This window comes from Psychrobacter sp. TB67 (assembly GCF_000511065.1).
Classification (GTDB): Bacteria; Pseudomonadota; Gammaproteobacteria; order Pseudomonadales; family Moraxellaceae; genus Psychrobacter; species Psychrobacter okhotskensis.
The window spans coordinates 1-3446 of record NZ_AYYA01000019.1 but is presented as its reverse complement, the minus strand read 5'-3'; the positions used below and the strand labels follow the sequence as shown (position 1 = coordinate 3446).

Genomic DNA, 3446 nt, shown 5'->3' with positions numbered 1-3446 from the left:
GATGGTGACCACCATGATCCCGTCTGTGGACAAGGTTTACCTGACTCGCAGCGTAAGCGTTTTGGTGCGACATTATGGCTACCACCACCACTATCCGCGATACGCTCAACCAACATCCATGTGACAGGCGCCATGCCGACAGCTTGCATGGTTTCTGGATCATAACCGACGTAAGCTTCATTTGCTAACATCCCATCTAATAATACTTGAGCACTGGCATCTTCTCTACTAGGCACATAAATACCTGCAACAGGAACAACCTCATCTAACTCAACGCTATATTTAGGGTTGAGACGATAAACAGGCCACGATTCGGGTGGGTTAAGTGGTCCTCGAGATTCAGTACTATAATTTTCTATTAAATCACCAATACGCCAACCAAAATAACTGGTTATTTTTAGATTAAAGGCACGTAAGCTTGCCTCTGTTTCCCATTTATCGTAATCCAGTTGTTGCTGCTCTGGCATCCAGTCGATATCGTAATCCATACTAATAGCCCGAAAGTCACTCTCTACATTACCGCCATAGCCTATTGCTGCTAAGTCCCCTTTTAACAGCTCTTGATAACCGACGTTAAGACTATCCAAAGTATCACGTAGGTTTGGCAATACGCGCTCGCCCCAGACGATATCAGGTTGTCTGTTAATAGGACGCGTACGATAATCAAAGGGTAAATCATTGACGAATAGCTCAAGCGCGTATTCAGCGGCTTCTAGCATAGTTGCAAAGGCATCACGCATCTCTTTAAAGTAGGCGGGTGAACTGTAACGTTCTAATAAATAGATTGCTTGAGGTCTGATGATGTAGTTATTCATTTTTTATTGGTCTCGTACTGTCTAATCGACGTTGGCTAATCAGTTTTCATCTAGGCAATCACCAGCATCACATACAATATCGACCCGACAAACCATATGACATTAATTGCAATGCCTGAGTACCATTTTATTTTCATTTTTCGGTTTTGATTGTTAAAGGCGGCCTTGCGCTCTTCTGTGACAGGTAGGATGTTATACGGATTGTGCTCACCGTCCCACATGAGCCGTCTTTGCACTTCAGGATGTAAGGCAGGATTGGCACTCGATTGATAGATATTGCCTTCGGCCAAGTCTAAGTAACTGACGGTACAAGCGCGCAACCAACCCATAAAGGTCACTTCATGTTGTAGTCCAGTCAGACCCTTGTCTTTTTTCTCTTGAGCAATATCGGCACAGGCGAGTAGCGATGTGCTGATATCTGTTGGACACGCGTGGGCATATCGTGGGTCAAGCGGTAGCTCGTCTGCGGGACGCTCCATATATGTGCGGATGAACGTCCATTGGTCGTAAGGGCTAAGTTGCATGTCTTCGAGATTGATGTTTTGGATGCTTTGATTTGTCTTGGGGTCAATTACATGTAGATTTAGAGCCTCAAATTCGACGCCCTTATTGTGTCTGACTGAGGCAACAATGTCTTTGTAATTAATTAGATGAAAGATAGGGTCTTGCTTGCGATTGTGCTCGTAGTAAGCAATTTGCTGGGTCTGCTTTAACAGTACGATTTTATTATAGTAGGATTTTTTATTTTTAATCTGTCTTAATATAAGATATGATCCAAAACCAAAAACTATTAGAAATAAAATAAGCATAGCTATTAAAAATAACGCTGCGTATTCAAAGTCTTTGATAAAAATATAACTAAATATTACTACTGTAAAGAAAAAGAAACCTTGCCCAAACAACCAACTAAAGCAATAAGCCATCAAAAATCCAACCAATTGATATGAGTTAATAATGGGGTGAAACAGTAGGTAGTCTGGGTTTACCTCATGCATATCACGGCTCAGCTTCTCTACGCTGGCTTTTTTTCTCGATACGCAGGTATGCTCCCTTCCCAAGGTTTACTTAGTAGCTTTTCGATGGGATGGGTATTGTTAGGAGGATTGTAAATCATTATTTTTTTGCAACCTTTCTTTAGTAGCTATTATTATCCAAATAGCTTACGTCTTTTAGAGGGTATGGCGGATTGCGACTGGTATCGGGCGTATAGGTCACAATCACTTTTGCGTTATTGATATTCTGCGGTTCAAACTTTAATAACTGCGTATCAATGATAAACTGAGGTTCCGATTCTTTTTCAGCCTCTTTTTTTGTCACTATAGGCAATAATCTCTCAAGAGCTGATGATTTGATATGACCCCTGCCGTCAAATCCGTACAGTTAAACTTGGGAGATTTTAGTTACGCAGCCTGACGATAATAGTCAAACCACACCTGTCTTGGCGATTTATAGCCTAAACCCTTTTGAATTCTCGTTTGGTTGTAGTACAACTCGATATATCTAATGATATCGGTAATGGCGGCAAATCTGGTCTTATAGTCCTGATGATATATTAACTCATTCTTTAATACGCCCCAGAAGCTCTCTATAGGTGCGTTATCAAAGCAGTTACCTTTAGCGCTCATTGAGCCTGTAAGCTGATGCTGCTTGATGATCTTATGGTAGGCATGACTACAGTACTGACTGCCTCTATCAGAGTGAACGACTAGCCCTTTACTGGGTCGTTTGTTCTTAATCGCTATGTTGAGTGCACGGCATACTAAATCTGCGGTCATACGCTTGTTAATAGCGTAACCGACAAGCTCTTTAGTGTATAAGTCTTTAACGCCTGCTAAATACAGCCAACCCTCAAGTGTCCAAATATAGGTGATGTCACTGACCCACGCTTGGTTAGGGCGACTGGCATCAAACTTCTGATCCAGTACGTTTGGATAGATCAGCTTGTTGTGATTGGAGTCGGTAGTGACTTTAAAGCGCTTGTGGCGACGGCATTTGATGCCATGTTCCTCTTTAATGCTTCTAACCATGTATAGGCTAATGTCATGGCCTTGCTCGGTGAGCGTTGCATGCAAACGTTCATAACCATAACGTTCTTTACTTTCACTGTGAGCGGCTTTAACGAGTAGCTCGCAATGGTTGCGATGTATCTGCTGCTCGCTGATATCGCGACTCAGCCAGTCGTAGTAACTTGAATGCTTAATCTTTAGCACACGGCACATAGTGGTGATGCTAAAGAAGTGCTGGTTATCTTTGATAAAGGCGTACCTGACTAGCTGTGCTTTGCAAAGTACGCCGTCGCCTTTTTTAATATCTCTCGTTCCTCTTCGGCTACTTTAAGCTGTCGTTTGAGGCGCTTGTTCTCTTCAATCACGGCTATGAGCTGTGGATCGTACTGCTCTGTTCCTACAAGCTTGCCTTGGTTGGCTTTGTTATGCCAATTAGATAAGGTCTGCATGGCGATGCCAAGCTGCTTTGCGGTCGCTGAGATATTGCCATTATTGTTTGCTATCTTCTTAACGGCTTCTGCTTTAAATTCTGTGCTGTAAGTTCTGATTTTCTTGGTCATGGTAAACTCCTGTGAATACGCTTAGTTTACCAAGTTTAGTTGTACGGTTTCTTCAGCATAGCTCA

Annotated in this window: 3 protein-coding genes; all 3 read right to left on the bottom strand. The window is 42.5% G+C overall.

Annotated features, from left to right (window positions below; translation table 11 throughout):
- On the bottom strand, nucleotides 1-815 hold an 815-nt coding region (locus W293_RS0102995; protein WP_025651035.1), incomplete at its 3' end, for a hypothetical protein.
- A 50-nt stretch (nucleotides 816-865) separates the two neighbouring features.
- Nucleotides 866-1810 (bottom strand): hypothetical protein, encoded by a 945-nt coding sequence (locus W293_RS0102990; RefSeq protein ID WP_156916411.1) that lies wholly within the window; start codon nucleotides 1808-1810, stop codon nucleotides 866-868.
- 405 nt (nucleotides 1811-2215) lie between these two features.
- A protein-coding gene (locus W293_RS0102980; RefSeq protein WP_156915624.1) for an IS3 family transposase occupies nucleotides 2216-3381 on the bottom strand; the annotation gives its coding sequence in 2 pieces (ribosomal slippage) (nucleotides 2216-3123 and nucleotides 3123-3381; 1167 coding nt in all).
- Nucleotides 3382-3446: the final 65 nt, after the last annotated feature.

Excerpts from the sequence above, each read along its gene's own strand:
- W293_RS0102990 (WP_156916411.1), bottom strand. The coding sequence starts at position 1,810 with ATGCATGAGGTAAACCCAGACTACCTACTGTTTCACCCCATTATTAAC.